The organism is Mixta tenebrionis, assembly GCF_006517625.1.
In the GTDB taxonomy this organism is placed as follows: domain Bacteria; phylum Pseudomonadota; class Gammaproteobacteria; order Enterobacterales; family Enterobacteriaceae; genus Mixta; species Mixta tenebrionis.
The window spans coordinates 112,579-133,857 of record NZ_VHQI01000012.1 but is presented as its reverse complement, the minus strand read 5'-3'; the positions used below and the strand labels follow the sequence as shown (position 1 = coordinate 133,857).

Below are 21,279 nucleotides of genomic sequence, written 5' to 3'. Positions count from 1 at the left end.
TGCGAGGTGGCGTATATTACGCTTTCCTCTTTCAGAGTCAACCCCCTTTCGGGAAGTTTTTCTCCGGCGATTCAGAACCGCTGAACCGCCTGACCAGGCCGACTTACAAGCCGTTGTGCCGTGTCAGTGGAGGCGCATTATAGGGAGTTCTCTTCGGCTGACAAGTACTAATCGCAAAAAAACGATTGAGTGTTTCTTTTTTGGACAAAAGTCGGTGAATCACGCCTTTTTCGTCGCTTTATTGCGCAAGCCGTCCCTTTTTGCCCTCTGTTTTTAGCAAAGTATCGCGCTTTGCCTGATGCTATCCTCTACTTCTCCGCCGATTTTTCTTTTTGCCGTAATAACGTAATAAAAAAAAGGAAGCTTAATGATCAAATCCGCACGCAGTATGGCCGGACTCCCCTGGATTGCTGCGATGGCCTTTTTTATGCAGGCGCTCGATGCGACGATATTAAATACAGCGCTGCCGGCAATAGCCGATAGCCTGCAGCGTTCTCCGCTGGCAATGCAGTCCGCGGTTATCAGCTACACCCTGACAGTGGCCATGCTGATTCCCGTTAGCGGCTGGTTAGCGGACCGCTACGGTACGCGAAAAATCTTTATCATCGCCGTTTCTCTTTTTACTTTCGGTTCTTTAGCCTGCGCGCTTTCCAACTCGCTATTGATGCTGGTTATTTCCCGCATTGTTCAGGGCGTCGGCGGCGCCATGATGATGCCGGTTGCCCGCCTGGCGCTATTACGCGCCTATCCGCGCAGCGAGCTGCTGCCGGTACTGAACTTTGTTACGCTGCCTGGGCTGGTTGGCCCGGTGGTAGGGCCGCTGCTTGGCGGCATCCTTGTTACCTGGGCCAGCTGGCACTGGATATTCTTAATCAACATTCCGGTCGGCGTTCTCGGCATCGCCTACGCACGTAAATATATGCCCGATTTCACTACGCCGCGCCGTCGTTTCGATACGCTGGGTTTTATTCTGTTTGGCTTTGGCCTGGTGCTGCTCTCATGCGGCCTGGAGTTGTTCGGCGAAAAGATCGTTACCAGCGCTATCGCCATTGCCGTTCTGCTGAGCGGCATCCTGCTGCTGCTGTTCTATATTATGCACGCACGCCGCCATCCCTCGCCGCTGATCGGCCTGCCGATGTTTAAAACCCGTACCTTCTCAATCGGCATTTTGGGCAATGTCGCTTCGCGGCTTGGCACCGGCTGCGTACCTTTTCTGATGCCGCTAATGTTGCAGGTAGGATTTGGCTATTCGGCGATTATCGCTGGCTGCATGATGGCGCCGACGGCGATTGGTTCGATGCTGGCGAAATCGACGGTAACCAGCGTACTGCGTAGGCTGGGATATCGCACCACCCTGGTCGCCGTTACGATAACCATCGGCCTGTTTATCGCCAGCTTCGCCTTCCAGTCGCCGGGAATGCATATTGCCGTACTGCTGTTGCCGCTGTTTTTACTGGGGATGGTGATGTCGACGCAGTTTACCGCCATGAACACCATTACGCTGGCCGATTTAACCGATGAGAACGCCAGCAGCGGCAACAGTATGCTGGCGGTAACGCAGCAGCTGGCGATCGGCTTCGGCGTGGCCGTCAGCGCTGCCGTGCTGCGTTTTTATGAAAACTTCGGCGGCACTACCGTAGAGCAGTTCCACTCGACGTTCCTGACCATGGGGCTGGTAACCATTCTGTCCGCGTCAGTCTTTATGCTGCTGAAACCGGGCGATGGCCGCCATCTAATCAGCGATCGTGAAAAGCGGCGTAAAAAGGCTTAACGCATTACGGAGCGCCGCTCAATAAGCTCAGGCGTCAGCACCAGCTTTTGCTGGCTGGCGCCGGGCGCCTGCATGCGATGAATTAGCGTATCGATCGCCAGCTCGCCCAGCTCATCTTTAGGCTGATGAATAGTTGTCAGCGGCGGCGTCATATAGCGCGCCAGCTCAATATTGTCATAGCCCATAATGGCCATATCTTCCGGGATACGCAGCCCCGCCTGATACAGCGCATGGTAGGCGCCTACCGCCATCGCATCGTTACTGGTAAATACCGCCTGTGGCCGGATCTTACAGGCCAGCAGCGCATTCATACCGTTAAAGCCGCCCTGAAACTCAAAATCGCCGTTGACGATATATTCCGCCGGCAAAGGCAGACCGGCAGCGGCCATTGCTTTCTTGAAGCCTTCCAGCCGCAGGCAGGCGGGAGTTTTATCCAGCGGCCCGGCAATGCAGGCGATACGCTGATAGCCGCGGGCGATAAGATAGTTGGCCGCCAGCTCGCCGCCCAACAGCGAATTATCCTGAATGATATCGCTGTCGCCCTCAAAGGGCGCCCAGTCCATCATCACTGAAGGAATGCCGGGATAGCGCGTCAGAATATCAACGGAAGGCAAATGGCTTTCCGTGCACATAATTAGCAGGCCGTCGACGCGCTTTTGCAGCAGCGTTTCCAGGCTACGATTCATCCGCTCTTCATCCCCTTCGGTATTGCACAACACCAGGCTGTAACCGCGCTCATAGCAGCTGTTCTCCACGCCGCGCACCACTTCCGAATAAAAAGGGTTGCTGCTGGCGGTGAGCAACATACCAATAGTATGGGTTTGATTGATTTTCAGGCTACGCGCCAGCGCGGACGGCGCATAGTTGAGCTCACGGATCGCCGTCTCAATTTTTTCCCGGACCGTCTCGCTAACGAAACGGCTGTTGTTGATAACGTGCGAAACGGTAGAGGTGGAGACGCCCGCCAGGCGGGCGACATCTTTCATCGTAGCCAATCAGCTTACCCCTGCTGCTGTAAAAAACGGTCGATCTCTTCCCGCCAGGGCACCGACGGCTGCGCGCCCGGACGCGTCACGGCAATCGCCGCCGCCGCATGGGCAAAACGTACCGCGTCAGACATCGGCTGCTGCTCCAGCAGCGCGGTAATCAGCGCGCCGTTAAAGGTATCCCCTGCCGCGATGGTATCTACCGCCTGTACGCGAAAGCCGGGAATGCGGCTACCTTTGCCGTTTTCGCTCAGCCACACGCCGCGGCTTCCTAAGGTGATCAGCACCTGCGCGATACCTTTTTCATGCAGTACGGCAGCGGCGCGTGCGGCATCCTCGTCGTTTTTAACGGCGATACCGGTCAGCATCTCTGCTTCGGTTTCGTTAGGAGTAATCATATCCACCAGCGTCAGCAGCTCGTCCGACAGCGGGGCGGCGGGAGCCGGGTTGAGTATGACGCGCGTCTGATGCTGCCGGGCGATTTTCGCCGCTGCCAGCACGCTTTCCAGCGGCGACTCCAGCTGCATCAGCAGGGCAGAAGCGTCAGCAATAACCTGCTGATGCTGCATAACCCGTTCCGGGGTTAACGCGGCGTTAGCGCCGGCATGGATACCGATACTGTTTTCGCCCTCGCCATTAACGAAGATGAGCGCCACGCCGGTAGTCGCCCCTTCGATGACGGAAACCGGGGCGGTATCGATGCGATCCGCAGCCAGCTGCTGGCGAATGCGCTCGCCGATATCATCAGCGCCGGTACAGGCGATAAAGGCGATATGCGCCCCGCTGCGCCCTGCGGCGACCGCCTGATTCGCGCCTTTTCCGCCAAAGGCGACCTGATACTGCTTCCCGATCACCGTTTCGCCGGGCCGGGGGAATTGAGAGAGGTTTAAAATATGATCGGCATTAATACTGCCAAGTACAGCGAGTTTAGCGGATTGCGTCATTCGGGGTTCATCCAGAAAAGTGCGCCACCTGACGGTGGCGCGGTGCCATGCTTTTCTTTGTTATTTGGTGACCAGCTTCAGATCGACCGGATTGATAGCCTGTACTTTCTCGCCTTTCAACGCCTTATCAGCGGTCTGTACGCCTACCTGACCAATTTTTTCCGGCATCTGCGCTACGGTCGCGGCCAGTTTGCCGCCTTCAACGGCTTTAACCCCGTCTGCGGTGCCGTCGAAGCCCACGACCACCACATCAGATTTGCCGGCAGTTTGCAATGCTCGTAACGCGCCTAACGCCATTTCATCGTTCTGCGCGAACACCGCCTGAACCTCCGGATGCGCCGTCAGCAGGTTCTGCATCACGTTCAACCCTTTGGTGCGATCGAAATCAGCCGGCTGGCTGGCCAGTATCTGGAACTTATGCGCTTCCGCAGCCTGCTGGAAGCCTTCGCCACGCTCGCGCGCGGCCGAGGTGCCGGCGATGCCCTGCAGCTCGATAATTTTCGCGTTCTCGCCTAATTTTTTCGCAATAAAGTCACCGGCCATTTTACCGCCGAAGCGGTTATCAGAAGCGACGTGGCTGATCACTTTACCCTGCGATGCGACCCGGTCCAGAGTAATGACCGGGATGTTCGCCTGGTTCGCCATTTTCACCGCATTGCCCACCGCATCGGAGTCGGTAGGGTTGATCAGCAGCAGTTTAGCGCCGCGCACGGTAAGATCCTGCACGTTCGCCAGCTCCTTCGCCGGATTGTTCTGCGAATCGAGCACCACCAGGTTATAACCCAGCTTGTCCGCCTCTTTTTGCGCGCCCTCTTTCAGCGACACGAAGAAGGGATTGTTCAACGTAGAAACCACCAGCGCAATGGTATCTTTTGCCAGCGCATTGGTGCTGAGGGTGGCGCCGAGCAATACCGCCAGTGCAGTCAGTCTGTTCATTTTCATCTTAGTATCCTTAGAGATAAGCGCTATTTACTGCTTTTGTTGTCCACCAGAACCGCCAGCAAAATCACCGCCGCTTTGACGATCATCTGATAGTAGGAAGAGACGCCCAACAGGTTAAGGCCGTTATTGAGAAAGCCAAGGATCAGCGCGCCGATCAGCGTGCCCATAATGCGGCCTTTGCCGCCCGCCAGGCTGGTGCCGCCCAGCACTACCGCCGCGATGGCGTCCAGCTCATAGCCGGTACCGGCGGTTGGCTGCGCGGAAGAAAGACGCGCCACTTCGATAGTACCCGCCAACGCCGCCAGCATGCCGCTCAGCGCATAAACGATAATCTTGACGCGGTTAACGTTGATCCCAGAGAGACGCGTTGCCGCTTCATTGCCGCCCAGCGCGTAGATATAACGCCCCAGACGGGTATGGTGCAGCATGTACCAGGCGGCGAGAAACACCACCGCCATCAGCCAGACTGGCGTCGGGATACCCAGCGGGCGGCCGATACCGAACCAGCCGAAGAGATCGGCATTATCGCTGAAGCCGGTATTCACCGGGCTGCCGTTGGTATAAACCATGGTGACGCCGCGCAGCAGCAGCATCATAACCAGGGTAGCGATAAACGCCTGTACCTTCCCCTTAGCCACAATGGTGCCGGTAATCGCGCCAATAAACGCCCCCAGCGCCAGCGCCGCGGCTACCGCCACCAGCGCGTTGACCTCGACGCCGACGATCGAGGCCGCCACCGCGCCGGTCAGCGCCAGCAGCGAGCCAACGGAAAGATCGATACCGGAGGTCAGGATAACCAGCGTCATTCCCACTGCCATAATGGCGTTGACCGAGGTCTGCTGCAGGATGTTGAACAGATTATTTACGGTGAAAAAATGCGGGCTCTGGCTGGCGACCACCGCAATCAGCACAATCAGCGCAATCAGCGATTTCTGCTCCATCAGCCAAGCTTTGCTGAACCAGCGGCGGCGAGCCGGTATAGTTTGCGTACTCATAGATGTGCTAGCTCCTCGGTGCTTTGCTTGCCTACGGCGGCGGCCATCAGGGCTTCCTGCGTGGCCTGTTCAATGGAAAACTCGCCGCTCAGGCGGCCTTCGTGCATAACCAGAATGCGATCGCTCATGCCCAACACTTCCGGCATCTCTGACGAAACAAGAATGATGCTCAACCCTTCTTCTTTAAACTGATTAATCAGCTGATAGATCTCTTTTTTCGCGCCGACGTCCACGCCGCGCGTTGGCTCATCGAGAATCAGCACCTTCGGGCGCGTCATCAATCCACGCGCAATCGCCACTTTCTGCTGATTGCCGCCGGAGAGCAGGCCGATAGTCTGATCCATGCCGGGCGTTTTAATATTAAACAGACGGATAAAATCGTTGACCGCCAGCTGCTCGGCGCGGTGCTTCAGCCCGCCGCCGCTACGGCTGAAATAGCGCAGCGCGGTAAGCGACATGTTTTCTTTCACCGACATCCCCAGCACCAGACCATCACGCTTACGGTCTTCGGAGATATAAACGATGCCGTTTACCAGCCCATCCTGCGGCGAGCGGATATTCATTTCGCGCCCGTTCAGCACCATGCGGCCCGCGCTGTGCGGCAGCGCGCCGTACAGCACCTTCATCAGTTCGGTACGCCCGGCGCCCATCAGGCCCGCAACGCCGAGAATCTCGCCTTTGCGCAGCGTAAAGCTGACATCACTGATGCCCGATCCGCTAAGGTGTTCTACCTGCAGGCAGATCTCGCCCGGCGCCTTATCCAGCCGTGGATATTGATCCTCCAGCTTGCGCCCTACCATCATCTCGATAAGCGAAGCCTCGGTGAGCGTAGCGACGCTGCGCTCGGCAATAAACTGGCCGTCGCGGAATACCGTCACGTCATCACAGATTTCAAAAATCTCCTTCATGCGATGGGAGATATAAACAATGCCGCAGCCCTGCGCCTTGAGTTCGTTAATCACGCGGAACAGCGAGAGCGTTTCGGTATCGGTGAGCGCATCGGTAGGCTCATCCATCACGATCACTTTCGACTCGAAGCTGAGCACTTTGGCGATTTCCACCATCTGCTGATCGCCGATCGAGAGATCGCCCACCAGACGATGACTGGTAAAGCGCAGGTTCAGTCGCTTCAACAGCGCATCGGCGGCGGCATACATCTCTTTCCAGTCGATGCGGCCAAAACGGTTAACGAATTCGCGCCCCAGGAAAATATTTTCCGCCACCGAGAGCTGCGGTATCAGGTTCAGCTCCTGATGAATAATGCCGATGCCCGCCTCCTGCGAAGCCTTGGGCCCGCTGAAATGGGTCTCTTCGCCAAGCCACTTCAGCGAACCGGCGTCACGGCTGTAGATGCCGGTCAGCACTTTCATCATGGTGGATTTACCCGCGCCGTTTTCGCCCACCAGCGCCATCACGCGCCCCGGATAGACGGAAAGCGAAGCGCCGTTAAGCGCCTTCACGCCGGGAAAGGATTTTTCAATGCCGGTCAGTTGCAGTAACGGTTGCATGGCAGCCTCAGAAGGTCACGCCAGCGGTCAGGATGATATTGGCATAGGGCGTACATTCCCCGCTGCGCACCACCGCCTGGCTCCGTTGCGTTAAGGTTTTAAATTGCTCGTGCGGCACGTAGTCGATGCGGATAACGTTGCCCTGCTGCTGCTGCAACGATTCCAGCAGCGCAAGCAGCTCCTGATGCAGCCCGGCGTTATGCGTGCGAATCTCATCGGCTATAATCGCGCTCTCCACCTGCATCTCATGCGTAACGGCCTTCGCTACCTGCAGAAAGCTGGGAATGCCGTGCGTAACGGCCAGATCGATACGTTGCGGTCCTGGTGGAATCGGTAAACCGGCGTCGCCGATGGTCAGGCTGTCGGTATGGCCAAGGCGGGAGATGACCGAGGAAACTTCGGCGTTAAGTAGAGTACCTTTTTTCATTATACGCTCCTGAGCGAAACGTTTCGCTGACGGGAGTTTCAGAAAAATCGGTAAACAAGACAACTGGCAGCTAACGAATTTGTGATCGCTATCGAAACGTTTCGCTGACCAGAGGAAAAATGCGCATCAATAGAAAAACGGGCCGCGACGGGCCCGTAAAAAACTTTAGCGGAAGACCATGCCGCCATCGATAAGCAGCGCCTGACCGGTCATATAGTCAGAGTCGGGGCCGGCGAGAAAGGCGACGCAGTTAGCCACATCTTCCGGCTCAGAAAGACGGCCCAGCGTGATGCGTTTAGCAAACTCGGCGGTGCCGTAACCCAACGGCTGGCCGGCGGCGGTAGAGATTTGACGGTCGATCTCTTCCCACATCGGCGTTTTGACAATTCCAGGGCAGTAGGCGTTAACGGTAATGCCCAGCGGCGCCAGATCGCGCGCTGCCGTCTGCGTCAGGCCGCGTACCGCAAATTTACTGGAGCTGTAAACCGCCAGCTCAGGGTTGCCGACGTGCCCCGCCTGGGAAGAGGCGTTAATAATTTTACCGCCGTGCCCCAGAGCCTTAAACGCTTTCACCGCCGCCTGAATGCCCCAGATCACGCCTTTCACGTTGATGTTGTAAACCTTATCGACGATCTCCGGCGTAATATCTTCAATCAGCGTGGTCGGCGCCACGCCAGCGTTATTGACGATAACATCGAAGCCGCCCAGCTGCTGCTGCGTCTGCTCTACCACCGCAAATACCCGATCGCGGTCGGCGACATCAGCCCGCAGCGCAATCGCTTTGCCGCCCTGACGGTTAATTTCTTCGGCAACCTGACGGGCGGTTTCAATATTGTAATCGACGACGGAGACAGCAAACCCATCTTTCGCCAGCCGCAGCGCGATAGCTTTACCGATGCCCTGACCGGAACCGGTCACTAATGCAACTTTGCTGTTCATAACTGCTCCTTGCTGAGTTGATAAAGGTAATTACAGGATCTGGCTCAGATGCAGTTGCCCCATCAGTTTCGGGTTGTCGGCGTAATCCACCGGCACCGCTACCACCGCAGGCCCCTGAACATCCATCGCCTGACGCAGAACTGGCTCCAGCCGATCGGCGCTCTCCACCGCGAAGCCGGCGGTGCCAAAAGCTTCTGCGTAGGCTTTAAAATCTATTGGGCCGAAGTTCACGCCGGAAAGGCGCTGATACTTCTGCTCCTCCTGAATCGCAACCATGTTGTAAGCATTGTCGACCCAGATAATGTGCAGCACATTCGCCCCCAGGCGCACCGCCGTTTCCAGCTCCATGCTGGACTGCATAAAGCCGCCATCGCCCGATACCGAAACCACTTTGCGGCTCGGATCCACCAGCCAGGCGCCGATAGCCCACGGCAGCGCCACGCCCATAGTTTGCTGCCCGTTAGAAATCATGATCTGACGCGCGCGGAAACTGTAAAGATAGCGTGCAATCCAGATATGAAAACTGCCCATATCAACGGTGAGCGTAACGTCGTTGTTGATGATGTCCTGCATGGCGCGCACGATACGCAGCGGGTGCAGCGCGAACTGGTTCAGCTGGCGGCCGCGCATCGCCAACAGTTCACGCTGCTGCTGACGATCTTTAAGAATTTCCGCAGACGCCGCGCTAAGGCGCAGCGGCGAATCGATGTGTTCGGCGAGTTTGTCCAGCGTGGCGGCAATATCACCGATCAGCTCGATATCCGGCTGATAGCAGTTGTCGGTTTCCGCCGGCAGCACGTCGATATGTACCAGCCTGGCGCTACCGCTGTTCCATTTAGCCGGTTCATACTCCACCGGACTGTAACCGATGGTGATAATCAGATCGGCCTGGCGCAGCAGGCGATCGCCCGCCTGGTTATTAAACAGGCCGACACGCCCCGCAAAGCGGGTGATGTGGCTTTGCGATACCGCGCCCGCCGCCTGATAGGTGCTGGTCACCGGGATATGGCTGCGTTCCAGCAGGCGATGCAGCGAGGTTGCGTTATGCGGCTGGCTGGCCATCAGGCCCAGCAGAATCACCGGATTTTTAGCGTTGGCGATATTATCGGCCACGGAACGGATGGCGCTATCGGGCGCGGCGCCCAGCAGCAGATCGCCGCAAGGCGACAGCACATTGCCGCGTACCGGGCCGTCAACGATATCCTGCGGCAAACTGACAAATGCGCCGCCGGGACGTCCCATTTCCGCATAGCGGAAGGCATTGGCAATGATTTCGCCCAGCGCATCCGGCGCGCCCACCTCAGCGGCATATTTGGTGACCGGGCGGAACATACCGACGCTATCCATGCTCTGGTGCACCAGCTTGGCGCTGTCGGCACGTTTTACCGCTCCGCCCAGCGCGACGATCGGGTCGCCTTCCGAGGTGGCGGTAGCCATACCGGTAATCAGATTGGAGCAGCCGGGGCCGGAGGTCACCAGCGCCACGCCCGCTTTACCGGTCAGCCGTCCTACCGCCGCCGCCATAAAGGCGGCATTCGCTTCATGGCGAACCGGGATGGTTTGAACAGAAGAGTCCACCAGCGAATCGTAAACTTTATCTACCTTAGCGCCCGGAATCCCGAATACCTGCTTCACGCCCTGCGCCTCAAGCTGGGCAACGATTAAATCGGCGCCGTGCGCCCATTGTTTTTGCATATCGCTTTTCATGGTTTCTCCTGTGGCGAGGTTTAGCTTTCTACCGCGCGGATGGCGCTGTCGAGATCGGCGGGATTAAGGTTGGCCTGTAAAAAATCGCGATGTTCCGGCAGATCAACCACCAGCTTGCTGATGGCGCCGAAGGTAAGTACCCCGGATGTCAGACGGTAATTGAGCACGTGTCCGCCGCCCTGGCGATCGTCGGTAATAAAGTGCTCGTGATAGCCGGCCACGTTGATGCCCTGCATATACTGCGGCGTCCGAAAACCAATCAGTACGCCGTCACGCTGGTCAAAGTGGAAAGTTGGCTGCTGCTCCACCGCCTCCATCATCGGCTTATAGGGGCGATGCTGGCAGGGTACGGTGCGCGTCTCTACCTGTTGGAAGCGGCCATCGATACGCAACGCGCAAAACTGGTTATCCGAGACGATTTGACGATCGATAACGGCATGAACTTCATCACGACTGGCCGGGCCAGCGAAACGATGCTGGTACTGCGGCTGGAAAAAGGTCATCACCGCAAACGGCGTGCGCTGCTCCGGATGCGCCGCGCTGGCGCTGCCGTCGGCGCGCAGCTGATAGACCCTGCTGTTGAAAGCGATCATCTCGCCGTCAAGATGATTAAAGGTGCCCAGACCAAAATCACCTTTTTTCAACAGGTCGGCGATGGTAGTGGCGCCTTCATACACTCCGCTCAGCAGGGCGCTCATTAACGAGGTCTGATAGATTACGCTTTCTGGCTGTTCATTGCGCATAGCAGTGACGGTTTCAGTCAACTCTTTTGCGCATAAACAATCGCTTACAGAATGAGTCATAAATCACCCTTTGTCTGAATGGTTAATAGTGATTAACTATATGTTGACTCGATTCAGTGCGAGAATCCAATATAGAAAGCTCTTCACTTTGAGACGTTTTAGATATGGAACTACGCTATCTGCGTTATTTCGTCGCCGTAGCGCAAACGCGCAATTTTACGCGCGCGGCGGAAATGCTCGGTATTTCCCAGCCGCCGCTGAGCCAGCAAATCTTGCGTCTGGAACGCGAAATCGGTACGCCGCTGCTGAAGCGGCTGCCGCGCGGCGTTGAGTTAACCGAGACCGGGGAGGCGTTTTATCAGGATGCCTGCCAGATCCTCGATCTGACCGGTCATGCGCTGGAGAAGGCGAAAGGAATCGCACGCGGCGTAACCGGCAAACTTTCGCTGGGCTTCGCCAGCTCGGTCGCCTTTCATCAGGATATTTTTGCGCTGCTGCATCGCTTTCAGCGGCAGTTTCCAGGGGTTACGCTGCTGCCGCGCGAAGCAAGCATGGCAACGCTAATGCAGGATTTACAGGAGGGGTTGCTGGATGCCGCCTTTGTACGTCTGCCCTGCGAAACCAGCAAATCTTTTCAGCTGAAGCTGATCGCCAGCGAGACGATGCGTATCGTCTTGCCCGTTTCACATGCGCTGAACGCGCAGCAGGAGGTTCGGCTGGCGCAGCTGAGCGATACGCCAATGGTGATCTTTCCACGCGAGGTGGCGCCCAGCCTGTATGAGTCTATTATCAGCGCCTGCGTGCGGGCAGGCTTTCAGCCGCAGACCCGCGCGCAGGCGCCGCAGATTTCATCCACTATCGGCATGGTCGCCGCCGGTTTCGGCTTTGCGCTGGTGCCCGAATCGCTCTGCTGCGTAACGATGCCGGGCATCCGTTTCCATCCCTGCCCCGAAGCGTCGCTGGCTACCGATATCGCGCTGGCGTGGCGACGCTGGGACCGTTCGCCAACGATACAGCATCTGCTGGAAACGCTGGCGCAGCAGCTAAGCGAGAAGGAGACGGAAGCGAATGATTAGCCCTTGATCTTACGCACCTGTTTTACTTCCAGCTGCGCATCGTTAAAGGCTTTATCCAACTCTCCCTGTAGCTCGACGTTATCGGTGGGAGAGACGCTTTGCCCTTTCCAGACATCATCGTCAATTTCTACCGATAGCGTACCGGTTTTATCGCGGAACAGATAATCATCGTCGCTGAGGCGCTTCTCAATATGACCGCGCACCGTTACCCAGCTGTCATCCTTCATCTCTTTCGCTTCTTTCACCGTTACGACGTTCTGCGGCTGTTTAAAGCCCTCCTTCTGCGCTTTGGTTTGCGGCGCATTCGGATCGACAAAGCCGCCGCTCTGCGCCGCTAATGCCGGCAAAGTAAACAGCGCAAGAAGCGCCGCGGCTGTTGCGTGCTTTTTCATCATTTTTCCCTCTTCCGATAAACAAACTCAGTCAACAGCTCTAAGTACAGCACAGAGTTGGCGTCTGGATAGCAACAACGCTACTTTTTTATCGCCGACTTTAACGCCGGCAACCGCGCCACGGCTTAAATTTCAACCTGCGTCCCCAGCTCGATAACCCGGTTAGGCGGGATTTCAAACTGATCGGGCGCGCGCAGAGCGTTACGCTGCAGCGCCAGGAACAGCCTGCCGCGCAGATGCAGATACCACGGACGTTTGCCGATAATCAGCGATTCGTGCGACATAAAGAAAGAGGTTTCCATCATCCGGCAGTTAAGCCCTTCCAGCCCGCAGCGATGGAAAATTTCTTCCACATTCGGCGTTTCCCGCCAGCCGTAGCTGGCAACCACGCGCCAGAAGGTGGGCGAAAGCTGCTCAATGGTAACGCGACGAATGTTATGAACATAGGGCGCATCCTCCGTACGCAGCGTCAGCAGCACGACGCGTTCATGCAGCACCTTGTTGTGCTTCAGGTTATGCAGCAGCGCAAAGGGAATTACATTCAGCGCGCGCGACATATAGACTGCCGTGCCCGGCACGCGCACCGGCGGCGATTTCTCCAGCGAAGTAATCATCGCATCCAGCGAGTTGCCGTGCTCGTGCATCCGGCGCAGCAGGCGGAAACGCTCGCTTTTCCAGGTGGTCATAATCAGGAACATAGTCAGGCCAAGACAAATTGGCAGCCAGCCGCCGGTAAAAATCTTCATCAGGTTAGCGGAGAAGAGCGGAATATCGATGCAGAGCAGCGCCACCAGGATGATGCCCACCAGCAGACGGTTCCAGTGCCAGTTCTTAATGGCGACGGTACACACCAGGATTGAAGTCAGGATCATGGTGCCGGTTACCGCGATGCCGTAAGCCGCCGCCAGATTGCTGGAGTGTTCGAAACTGATAATCACAATCAGCACCGCATAATAAAGCAGCCAGTTAATTACCGGGATATAGATCTGGCCCGACTCCTCTTCCGAGGTGTGGATAATGCGCATCGGCGGCAGATAGCCCAGGCGCACCGCCTGACGGGTCAGGGAAAAGACCCCGGAAATTACCGCCTGCGAGGCGATAACCGTCGCCAGGGTGGCGAGGATCAGCATCGGAATCAGCGCCCAGTCCGGCGCCAGTAAAAAGAAGGGATTCTTAATTGCCTCCGGATGCTTCAGCAGCAGCGCGCCCTGGCCGAAATAATTCAGCACCAGCGAAGGCACCACTACGCTAAACCAGGCCAGACGAATCGGCGTTTTACCGAAGTGGCCCATATCCGCATAGAGCGCCTCCACGCCGGTAATCGCCAGCACCACCGAACCGAGCGCGAAAAAGGAAACCTGCTTATATTCAAGAAAGAAGTGGATCGCCCAGGCGGGATTCAGCGCCTGCAAGACTTCCGGGTTGTGGAAAATGCTGCGGGCGCCGAGCACGGCCAGCACGCTAAACCACAGCAGCATCACCGGCGCGAACAGCTTGCCTACCATGCCGGAGCCGTGCTTCTGAATAATAAACAGCAGCGTCAGTACCGTAATCGACAGCGGCACGATATAGGAATCGAGCGCCGGCGCGGCGATCTCCAGCCCCTCGATCGCCGACATTACCGAGATGGCGGGCGTTATCACCACCTCCCCATAAAAGAAACTGCCGCCGATCAGCCCCATAATCACCAGCATAGCGGTAGCCTTGCCGCCGGTATTGCGTCCGGCCAGCGACATCAGGGTCAGGATGCCGCCCTCGCCGGCGTTATCGGCGCGCATCACATAGCTGATATATTTCAGCGACACCACCAGGATCAGCAGCCAGAATATTAACGATAAGAAGCCAAACACGGCATCACGCTCTACGCCAAAGCCAAACTGTCCGGAAAGACATTCGCGTAAGGTATAAAGGGGACTGGTGCCGATATCTCCGTAAACCACACCGATTGCTGCCAGCGTGACAGCGCCAAGCGGCTGCTTCTTGTCAGAACTCATAATGTCATCTTTTGTTGGAGCGCAGCGACGCTTGCGCGCGCACGGCTCAGGCCATCAAAAAGCGCACAGTATGCCTAAATTTATATAAAAGCCCACCCCTGAGCAGCAGGGAGCCTGGATAATCGTTGGCAATAAAAGCGCAGCTTCACCCTTTCATGATAAAAAAGCTGACGGCTATCAAAGCTTTCAAGCATGATAGCCCGTAATGTTTGCGCCCGCCGATCGGGTTAATGCGTGTGCAGTAGTAACAGGATAATTGACTGATTATGGCTCAACCACACTTACTGGCGGAAAGAATTTCACGTCTCAGCAATGCGTTAGAAAAAGGCCTGTATGAGCGGCATCATGCGATACGTCTTTGCCTGCTCGCCGCGCTCAGCGGAGAAAGCGTTTTTCTGCTGGGGCCGCCCGGCATCGCCAAAAGCCTGATAGCCCGTCGCCTGAAGTACGCTTTCCAGCACGCGCGGGCGTTTGAGTATCTGATGACGCGTTTTTCCACGCCGGAAGAAGTTTTCGGCCCGCTCTCTATTCAGGCGCTAAAAGATGAAGGGCGCTATCAGCGTCTGACCAAAGGCTACCTTCCCGACGCGGAGATCGTCTTTCTGGATGAGATCTGGAAAGCGGGTCCGGCTATCCTGAATACACTGCTTACCGCTATCAACGAGCGCCGCTTTCGCAACGGCGATATTGAAGAGCCTGTTCCGATGCGTCTGTTGGTCACCGCCTCCAACGAACTTCCCGAAGCGGACAGCGGCCTGGAGGCGCTCTATGACCGGATGCTGATTCGCCTGTGGCTGGATAACGTGCATGAGAAGCACAATTTCCGCAATATGCTTATCCACCAGCAGGATGAAAACATCAATCCGGTAGAGAGCGCGCTCTGTATTTCGGATGAGGAATATCGGCAGTGGCAGGCGAGCATCAGCCAGGTCGCGTTACCGGAGCCGGTGTTTGAACTGATTTATCAGCTGCGCCAGCGGCTGGAAGCGCTGCCGGAAGCGCCCTACATCTCCGATCGCCGCTGGAAAAAGGCGCTTCATCTGCTGCAGGCCAGCGCATTTTTCAGCGGACGGCAGGCTATCGCTCCGGTAGATCTGATTCTGCTGAAAGATTGCCTCTGGCACGATCTCTCCTCTAAGTCGCTGCTGGATCGGGAGATCGACAGCCTGATGATCCAGCAGGCATGGCGGCAGCAGCCGATGCTGATCGCGCTGCAGCGCATTAAAGCGCGCCGTCTGGCGCTGTCGCAGCAGCAAAGCCTCGATCGGGCGGTTAAGCTGGAAAAACATGGCGGCATGTTTAGCCGCAAAGCGCACTATGAACTGCCTCCCTCGCTGCGCGGCGACTCGCTGACGTTGATGCTGCAGCAGCCGCTGACGCTGCATGATATGCAGGTAACGCATGTGGTCATAATGCGCGCTGCGTTGCAGCAGTGGCTGCAGAAAGGCGGCGAGGCGCGCGGCAAGCTGAACGGTATCGGCTATGACCAGACGCTGGATTTGCAGGTGGACAGCAGCGACTGTTTGACGCTGCGCGACGTCAGCCTGCAATCCTCCCGCCTGGCGCTGCCGGGCGAGCTGAGCAACGAAGCTTTGCCCGCTGAAATCAGCGACGCGCTGGACGCGCTGGAAAGCCAGCTGCGGGCGCAGCGGGCGCTGTTCAATCAGCAACAACGCTGTCTGTTTATCAGCGATGACTGGCTGGCGCGCATCGAAAACAGCCTACAGGATGTGGCGGAACAGCTGAAACAAGCCAGAAAATGATTTCGCTGGATACCATAAGCGCCCTGCTGTCGATAAGCCAGGGCGAGCTGATCGAAGATCTGGCGATTGCGCTGCTGGCGTCACCGCAGCTGGTGCTGTTTTTCGAAAAGTTTCCCGGCATGAAGAAGTCCCTGCTGCGCGATCTTCCCTACTGGAAGGCGGAGGCGGGGGAAAACCTGAAGGCCACGACGGTACCGGAAGCGCTGCAGCAGGAGTTTCGCCTGTTTCAGCAGCAGCAGACGCTGAGCCTGAACGCATTTACCCAGGCGCTGCCCGCTTTACTGACCGAGCTGGAGCGCCTGGCCTCTCCTTTTAGCCAGCAGGCCCGCACGCTGGCGGCGCACAGCGAAAGCCAGCTAAGCCCGGCGCAGCATACGCTGTTCCTGCAGCGCTGGCGGCTGAGCCTGACGCTGCAAACCATGACATTAAACGAACAGCTGCTGGAGCAGCAGCGGGAAAAACTGCTGGCCGAGCTGCAACAGCGTATGGCGCTTAGCGGCCAGCTGGCGCCGCTGCTGACGGGGAATGACGAAACGTCGTCAGGGCGTCTGTGGGATCTGAGCGCCGCGCCGTTGCAGCACGATGATTATCAGCAGCTGGTGGAATATGGCGAATTCCTCGCCGGGCAGCCGGAGCTGATGCAGCTGGCGCAGCAGCTGGGGCGCAGCCGTGACGCTAAATCAGCCCCGGCGCAGGATGCGCCGCCGGAAGCCTTTCGTCAGCCGGTACGCCATGCCGATAACCTACCAGAGGAGGTCAACGGCCTGCACCAAAGCGAAGACGTACTGCGTCTGCTGCCCACGGAGCTGGCCACGCTCGGCATCAGCGAGCTGGAGCTGGAGTTCTACCGGCGGCTGGTGGAGAAGCGCTTGCTGACCTATCGCCTGCAGGGCGAAAGCTGGCATGAAAAGGTGGTGCCGCGTCCGGTCAGCCAGCAGCAGCAGCAGCCCTGTCCTAAAGGGCCTTTTATCGTCTGCGTCGATACCTCAGGATCAATGGGCGGCTTTAACGAGCGCTGCGCCAAAGCGTTTTGTCTGGCGCTGCTGAAAGTGGCGCTGGCGGACAAGCGCCGCTGCTATGTAATGCTGTTCGCCCATCAGGTGATCGGCTACGAGCTGACGGCGGAAGACGGCATCGCGCAGGCGATCCGCTTCCTCAGCCAGCGTTTCCGCGGCGGCACCGATCTTGCCGCCTGCCTGCAGACGGTGCTGCAACGGTTACAGGACGCAGCGTGGCGCGAAGCGGATGCGGTGATCGTTTCCGACTTTATCGCGCAGCGATTGCCGGAGCCTCTCATCCAGTCGGTACGCCAGCAACAACAGCAGCAACGACAGCGCTTTCACGCCGTCGCCATGTCGGCGCACGGCAAACCGGGCATTCTGCGTATTTTCGATCATATCTGGCGCTTTGATACCGGCCTGCGGCAGCGGCTGCTGCGTCGCTGGCAACGCTAAGAAGCCTCCTCCTGCCGTTTGCAGCTTTGCCTTTGCAATCTTTTCCGGCACAGGTAGGATGCCTTTATGCTGACGGAGCATATTGCTCCGGCTGGTCACCCCTGTTTTTTCCGTTAGCTAAAAGTGGAGCGCAACGTGGCAGAAACGCTACAACTCGATAATCTGGATCGCGGCATCCTTAATGCGCTGCTGGATAATGCCCGTACCGCCTACGCTGAGCTGGCCAAGCAATTCAACGTCAGCCCCGGCACCATTCATGTACGCGTGGAGAAAATGCGCCAGGCGGGCATTATTAAAGGCACGCGCGTAGAAATCGATCCCCGGCGGCTGGGCTATGACGTCTGCTGCTTTATCGGCATTATTTTGAAAAGCGCGCGCGATTATCCGGCGGCTCTCGCCAGGCTGGAGGCGCTGGATGAAGTGGTTGAAGCCTGGTATACCACCGGCCACTACAGCATCTTTATTAAGGTCATGTGCCGCTCCATCGATGCGCTTCAGCAGGTGCTGATTAATAAGATCCAGACCATTGACGAAATTCAGTCAACCGAAACGCTGATCTCGCTGCAAAACCCGATCATGCGCACCATCAAGCCCTGATCTGTGCATAAGGTTATCCTCCGCGTGGCACCGCTTGCTAAAAGCGGATCCACCCTATCTCTCATTATTCATCTTCCGGTTTTCCACAGGTAGATCCCAGCCTGATCACAGCGTACAATGCCCGCTCTTATAACAGCGCGTTGCAGGATCGCCCAATGGCAGATATCACCCTTATTAGCGGCAGCACTCTGGGCAGTGCGGAGTATGTAGCAGAACATCTGGCTTCCAGGCTGGAAGAAGCGGGCCTGGCAACCGAGACGCTGCACGGGCCTTCGCTGGAAGAACTTCAGTTGCAGGGCGTATGGCTGGTGGTTAGCTCCACCCATGGCGCGGGCGAGCTGCCTGACAATCTGCAGCCGCTTTATGACGAGCTGGAACAGCAGCGGCCCGATCTTTCCGGCCTGCGCTTCGGCGCAATCGGCATCGGCAACCGTGAATACGATCTCTTTTGCGGCGCGATTAAGCATATTGAGCAGCTGCTGATCGCGCTCGGCGCGCAGCGTATTGGGGAACGGCTGGAGATTAACGTGCTGGAACATGAGATCCCCGAAGATCCGGCAGAGGCCTGGCTGGAAAACTGGCGTCTTTTACTGTAGATCGACCGCTCGCCGCTGGGATCACCGCGCTTTTTTCCGTTGATCCCCAGCAGATTCCACTCTTTTTTATCCCAGGATCCTGTGCAAACTTGTGGATAACCATGCTCAATACGGTCTGATAACCGGTAGTTATCCCAAGTATAACCGCTGCTGCTTTTTTGCTCTGTGTATAACTCGCCATTTCGATCCCAGCTTATACGGATCAGGATCACCGATCATTCACAGCAAAGGATCCTCAGTAAGGGGTTGACAGCAAAGCAAAAGCTGAGCTTATCCACAGAAACGGGCGATCCTAATAAGAGATCTAACAAAGAGATCCTTTAAAGAATAAGATCTTTCTTTTAATTACCCGACGATCCCGGCGCTTTCGTCACGCCATGAATTTGAGTAGAATCCACGCCCCAGGGCAACGATCCCTGATCGAACACTAACGAGGTACTTCCCATGTTTTATCCCGATCCTTTTGACGTCATCGTCATTGGCGGCGGTCATGCAGGCACAGAAGCCGCTATGGCCGCGGCGCGGATGGGTCAACAAACGCTGCTGTTAACCCATAACATCGATACGCTGGGACAAATGTCCTGCAATCCGGCGATCGGCGGCATCGGAAAGGGACATCTGGTGAAAGAAGTGGATGCAATGGGCGGTCTGATGGCCAGCGCGATCGATCGAGCCGGCATCCAGTTTAGGATACTAAACGCAAGCAAAGGGCCTGCAGTACGCGCTACCCGCGCTCAGGCTGACCGCGTGCTCTATCGTCAGGCAGTACGCACCGCGCTGGAGAACCAGCCGAACCTGATGATCTTTCAGCAGGCGGTAGACGATCTGATCGTGGAAAACGATCGTGTCGTCGGCGCCGTCACCCAGATGGGGTTAAAATTCCGGGCGCGCGCCGTGGTGCTGACGGTTGGCACCTTCCTCGACGGCAAAATCCATATCGGCCTCGATAATTACAGCGGCGGACGAGCGGGCGATCCGCCTTCTGTTCCGCTGGCGCGCCGCCTGCGCGAACTGCCGCTGCGCGTCAGCCGCCTGAAAACCGGTACGCCGCCGCGTATCGACGCGCGCACCATCGATTTCAGCGTGTTGGCGCCGCAGTATGGCGATAGCCCACTGCCGGTGTTCTCGTTTATGGGCGACGTTTCGCAGCATCCGCAGCAGGTGCCCTGCTACATAACCTACACCAACGAGCAGACTCACGAGGTGATCCGCAATAACCTCGATCGCAGCCCGATGTATGCCGGCGTGATCGAAGGGATCGGCCCGCGTTACTGCCCGTCGATCGAGGATAAGGTGATGCGCTTCGCCGATCGCAACGCGCACCAGATTTTCCTTGAGCCGGAAGGGCTGACCAGCAACGAAATTTATCCGAACGGCATCTCCACCAGCCTGCCGTTTGATGTACAGATGCAGATCGTGCGCTCAATGAAGGGGATGGAAAACGCCAAAATCGTTCGTCCCGGCTACGCTATCGAGTATGACTTCTTCGATCCGCGCGATCTGAAGCCGACGCTGGAAAGCAAATTTATTCAGGGTCTGTTCTTTGCCGGCCAAATTAACGGCACGACCGGTTATGAAGAGGCGGCGGCGCAGGGGATGCTGGCGGGGCTTAATGCCGGTCGTCTCTCCGCCGACAAAGAAACCTGGGCGCCGCGCCGCGATCAGGCTTACCTTGGCGTGCTGGTGGACGATCTCTGTACGCTCGGCACCAAAGAACCGTACCGCATGTTTACCTCGCGCGCCGAATATCGTCTGATGCTGCGTGAAGACAATGCCGATCTGCGCCTGACGGAAACCGCCCGCGAGCTGGGACTGGTGGATGATGCCCGCTGGGCGCGCTTCAACCAGAAGCTGGAAAATATCGAACGTGAACGTCAGCGTCTGCGTGATATCCACGTACATCCGAAGTCAGTTGATGTTGAGACGGTCAACGCCGCGCTGAATACGCCGCTGACCAAAGAGGCAAGCGCTGAAGATCTGCTGCGTCGCCCGGAAATGACCTATACGCGACTGATGACGCTTAACGGCTTTGGCCCGGCGCTGGACGACGTGCAGGCGGCGGAACAGGTTGAGATACAGGTAAAATATGAAGGGTACATTGCGCGTCAGCAGGAGGAGATCGAGCGCCAGCAGCGTAATGAGAACACTCTGCTGCCGGTCGATCTGGATTACCGCAACGTCAGCGGGCTGTCGAACGAAGTCATCGCCAAGCTGAACGATCACAAACCGGGATCCATCGGTCAGGCGTCGCGTATTTCCGGCATCACACCGGCGGCAATTTCTATTTTGCTGATTTACCTGAAAAAACAGGGTTTACTGCGTAAAAGCGCCTGATAACCGGGCGGCATCGCCCTCTTCTGTTTCCGGATGGTTCGCGCCGTCCGGCTGACCGCTGACCTGCGATTGATACTGTACGCGCAGGTGCTTTAACCGCCCTTAGTTACT

The 21,279-nt window shown here is 57.2% G+C and carries 18 protein-coding genes; 7 read left to right on the top strand and 11 right to left on the bottom strand.

Features of this window, described 5'->3' with window-relative positions:
* The first annotated feature begins 367 nt into the window (after positions 1-367).
* Positions 368-1,771 carry a multidrug transporter subunit MdtD gene (gene mdtD, locus FKM52_RS17735; protein ID WP_141177480.1) on the top strand — a complete coding sequence of 468 codons (1,404 nt, stop codon included), beginning with the start codon at positions 368-370 and terminating at the stop codon, positions 1,769-1,771.
* On the opposite strand, the gene rbsR is transcribed toward mdtD, so the two are convergent.
* The 9 genes from rbsR to budA all read right to left on the bottom strand — a co-directional run bounded on the left by rbsR (position 1,768) and on the right by budA (position 11,022).
* Positions 1,768-2,766, bottom strand: a complete 999-nt coding sequence (gene rbsR, locus FKM52_RS17730; protein ID WP_377089957.1) for a ribose operon transcriptional repressor RbsR — start codon at positions 2,764-2,766, stop codon at positions 1,768-1,770. The two genes, mdtD and rbsR, sit on opposite strands and share 4 nt — an antisense overlap.
* 5 nt (positions 2,767-2,771) lie before the next feature.
* Complete coding sequence (gene rbsK, locus FKM52_RS17725) at positions 2,772-3,701, bottom strand: ribokinase (RefSeq protein ID WP_141177479.1); 930 nt, start codon at positions 3,699-3,701, stop codon at positions 2,772-2,774.
* 60 nt (positions 3,702-3,761) lie between these two features.
* A complete protein-coding gene (gene rbsB, locus FKM52_RS17720) occupies positions 3,762-4,643 on the bottom strand; it encodes a ribose ABC transporter substrate-binding protein RbsB (RefSeq protein ID WP_377089955.1) in 882 nt (293 codons plus the stop codon).
* Positions 4,644-4,666: 23 nt separating this feature from the next.
* Positions 4,667-5,638, bottom strand: a complete 972-nt coding sequence (rbsC, locus tag FKM52_RS17715; protein WP_141177478.1) for a ribose ABC transporter permease — start codon at positions 5,636-5,638, stop codon at positions 4,667-4,669.
* Positions 5,635-7,146 (bottom strand): ribose ABC transporter ATP-binding protein RbsA, encoded by a 1,512-nt coding sequence (gene rbsA, locus FKM52_RS17710; protein WP_141177477.1) that lies wholly within the window; start codon positions 7,144-7,146, stop codon positions 5,635-5,637. Before rbsA ends, rbsC begins: the two co-directional genes overlap by 4 nt.
* Before the next feature lie 7 nt (positions 7,147-7,153).
* A complete protein-coding gene (gene rbsD / locus FKM52_RS17705; RefSeq protein WP_141177476.1) occupies positions 7,154-7,573 on the bottom strand; it encodes a D-ribose pyranase in 420 nt (139 codons plus the stop codon).
* A gap of 165 nt (positions 7,574-7,738) precedes the next feature.
* On the bottom strand, positions 7,739-8,512 hold the full coding sequence (locus FKM52_RS17700) for a (S)-acetoin forming diacetyl reductase (protein WP_141177475.1): 774 nt from the start codon (positions 8,510-8,512) through the stop codon (positions 7,739-7,741).
* Between the two features lie 30 nt (positions 8,513-8,542).
* A complete protein-coding gene (alsS, locus tag FKM52_RS17695) occupies positions 8,543-10,219 on the bottom strand; it encodes an acetolactate synthase AlsS (protein WP_141177474.1) in 1,677 nt (558 codons plus the stop codon).
* Between the two features lie 20 nt (positions 10,220-10,239).
* Entirely contained in the window at positions 10,240-11,022 is a 783-nt protein-coding gene (gene budA / locus FKM52_RS17690) for an acetolactate decarboxylase (RefSeq protein ID WP_141177473.1), read from the bottom strand.
* Positions 11,023-11,126: 104 nt separating this feature from the next.
* On the opposite strand from budA, the gene FKM52_RS17685 reads away from it, so the two are divergent.
* Positions 11,127-12,038, top strand: coding sequence for a LysR family transcriptional regulator (locus FKM52_RS17685; protein ID WP_141177472.1), 912 nt, complete (start codon positions 11,127-11,129; stop codon positions 12,036-12,038).
* Here FKM52_RS17685 and FKM52_RS17680 read toward each other — a convergent pair.
* Both FKM52_RS17680 and kup read right to left on the bottom strand, forming a co-directional pair.
* On the bottom strand, positions 12,035-12,430 hold the full coding sequence (locus FKM52_RS17680; RefSeq protein ID WP_141177488.1) for a YgiW/YdeI family stress tolerance OB fold protein: 396 nt from the start codon (positions 12,428-12,430) through the stop codon (positions 12,035-12,037). The genes FKM52_RS17685 and FKM52_RS17680 overlap by 4 nt on opposite strands.
* Before the next feature lie 125 nt (positions 12,431-12,555).
* A complete protein-coding gene (gene kup, locus FKM52_RS17675) occupies positions 12,556-14,424 on the bottom strand; it encodes a low affinity potassium transporter Kup (RefSeq protein ID WP_141177471.1) in 1,869 nt (622 codons plus the stop codon).
* Positions 14,425-14,690: 266 nt separating this feature from the next.
* Between kup and ravA the strand changes: the two genes are divergently transcribed.
* From ravA to mnmG, 5 genes are all read left to right on the top strand, one after another.
* Entirely contained in the window at positions 14,691-16,187 is a 1,497-nt protein-coding gene (ravA, locus tag FKM52_RS17670; protein ID WP_141177470.1) for an ATPase RavA, read from the top strand.
* The gene (viaA, locus tag FKM52_RS17665) at positions 16,184-17,641 is read left to right on the top strand and encodes an ATPase RavA stimulator ViaA (protein WP_141177469.1); all 1,458 of its coding nucleotides are present in this window, start codon (positions 16,184-16,186) and stop codon (positions 17,639-17,641) included. The genes ravA and viaA overlap by 4 nt, the downstream gene beginning before the upstream one ends.
* A 135-nt stretch (positions 17,642-17,776) precedes the next feature.
* Positions 17,777-18,238: a transcriptional regulator AsnC gene (gene asnC / locus FKM52_RS17660; protein ID WP_141177468.1), complete on the top strand. Its 462-nt coding sequence runs from the start codon at positions 17,777-17,779 to the stop codon at positions 18,236-18,238.
* 155 nt (positions 18,239-18,393) lie between these two features.
* Entirely contained in the window at positions 18,394-18,834 is a 441-nt protein-coding gene (gene mioC, locus FKM52_RS17655; protein WP_141177467.1) for an FMN-binding protein MioC, read from the top strand.
* Between the two features lie 444 nt (positions 18,835-19,278).
* Positions 19,279-21,168, top strand: a complete 1,890-nt coding sequence (mnmG, locus tag FKM52_RS17650; protein ID WP_141177466.1) for a tRNA uridine-5-carboxymethylaminomethyl(34) synthesis enzyme MnmG — start codon at positions 19,279-19,281, stop codon at positions 21,166-21,168.
* Positions 21,169-21,279: the final 111 nt, after the last annotated feature.

Excerpts from the sequence above, each read along its gene's own strand:
- mdtD (WP_141177480.1), top strand. The coding sequence starts at position 368 with ATGATCAAATCCGCACGCAGTATGGCCGGACTCCCCTGGATTGCTGCG.
- rbsK (WP_141177479.1), bottom strand. The coding sequence starts at position 3,701 with ATGACGCAATCCGCTAAACTCGCTGTACTTGGCAGTATTAATGCCGAT.
- rbsB (WP_377089955.1), bottom strand. The coding sequence starts at position 4,643 with ATGAAAATGAACAGACTGACTGCACTGGCGGTATTGCTCGGCGCCACC.
- rbsC (WP_141177478.1), bottom strand. The coding sequence starts at position 5,638 with ATGAGTACGCAAACTATACCGGCTCGCCGCCGCTGGTTCAGCAAAGCT.
- rbsA (WP_141177477.1), bottom strand. The coding sequence starts at position 7,146 with ATGCAACCGTTACTGCAACTGACCGGCATTGAAAAATCCTTTCCCGGC.
- rbsD (WP_141177476.1), bottom strand. The coding sequence starts at position 7,573 with ATGAAAAAAGGTACTCTACTTAACGCCGAAGTTTCCTCGGTCATCTCC.
- FKM52_RS17700 (WP_141177475.1), bottom strand. The coding sequence starts at position 8,512 with ATGAACAGCAAAGTTGCATTAGTGACCGGTTCCGGTCAGGGCATCGGT.
- alsS (WP_141177474.1), bottom strand. The coding sequence starts at position 10,219 with ATGAAAAGCGATATGCAAAAACAATGGGCGCACGGCGCCGATTTAATC.
- budA (WP_141177473.1), bottom strand. The coding sequence starts at position 11,022 with ATGACTCATTCTGTAAGCGATTGTTTATGCGCAAAAGAGTTGACTGAA.
- FKM52_RS17685 (WP_141177472.1), top strand. The coding sequence starts at position 11,127 with ATGGAACTACGCTATCTGCGTTATTTCGTCGCCGTAGCGCAAACGCGC.
- FKM52_RS17680 (WP_141177488.1), bottom strand. The coding sequence starts at position 12,430 with ATGAAAAAGCACGCAACAGCCGCGGCGCTTCTTGCGCTGTTTACTTTG.
- kup (WP_141177471.1), bottom strand. The coding sequence starts at position 14,424 with ATGAGTTCTGACAAGAAGCAGCCGCTTGGCGCTGTCACGCTGGCAGCA.
- ravA (WP_141177470.1), top strand. The coding sequence starts at position 14,691 with ATGGCTCAACCACACTTACTGGCGGAAAGAATTTCACGTCTCAGCAAT.
- viaA (WP_141177469.1), top strand. The coding sequence starts at position 16,184 with ATGATTTCGCTGGATACCATAAGCGCCCTGCTGTCGATAAGCCAGGGC.
- mioC (WP_141177467.1), top strand. The coding sequence starts at position 18,394 with ATGGCAGATATCACCCTTATTAGCGGCAGCACTCTGGGCAGTGCGGAG.
- mnmG (WP_141177466.1), top strand. The coding sequence starts at position 19,279 with ATGTTTTATCCCGATCCTTTTGACGTCATCGTCATTGGCGGCGGTCAT.